Origin of the sequence: Alishewanella longhuensis, assembly GCF_014653435.1 — a bacterium.
Classification (GTDB): Bacteria; Pseudomonadota; Gammaproteobacteria; order Enterobacterales; family Alteromonadaceae; genus Alishewanella; species Alishewanella longhuensis.
In genome coordinates, this window is the sequence record NZ_BNAO01000029.1 from 1 (window position 1) to 531 (window position 531).

The 531-nt window shown below is 44.6% G+C and carries 1 protein-coding gene; it reads right to left on the bottom strand.

Translation table 11 applies throughout. From position 1 onward, the window contains the following. Positions 1-344, bottom strand: a 344-nt coding sequence (locus IE163_RS18030) for a transposase (RefSeq protein ID WP_373297903.1), incomplete at its 3' end; no start/stop codon positions are given. Between the last annotated feature and the right edge of the window lie 187 nt (positions 345-531).

A 531-nucleotide genomic window follows, 5' to 3' on the forward strand; every position in this document is an offset into this window, starting at 1 on the left:
TTAGCTGTTTTGTTTCTGATTTTTTCTATCATCAGTATGGCATTTGCCGTATGTATTCCAAAGAAAATCCACAGTATTTCCGTCTTCCTGTTTCTGGCCTTTATCCTTGAGAGCGAGTAATGTTGCTTTTGAGTGCCGAAGCTTCCTTCAAGCCGTGTTGCCCTTTCTTTTGAGAGTTCGCTTCTAAGCACCTTCCTCAAAGGCTCATCTTTGGCCGCCCTTCCCTTGCGCACAAAGGATGTGGATATCCCATATTTTGTACAGAACTTTCTGTTGGCATTATTGGCATATATGGAATCGGCAGCCACACATCTTACCCTTACATTCATAAGCTTCTGCTGCATACGGATACAGTCCTTCAAGCGTATACCCTCATTGAATGCCTTGAACGAGAGGTGTTCGATGAACGATATGCCGTCTATCTGTATATTATTGACCTTTGCACCGAACTCGACGGACTTGGTTTCCTTGCCTCTGACGATGGGACGTACATAATGACGGTCAATGCTGACGATGCGGTCACTGACTTTC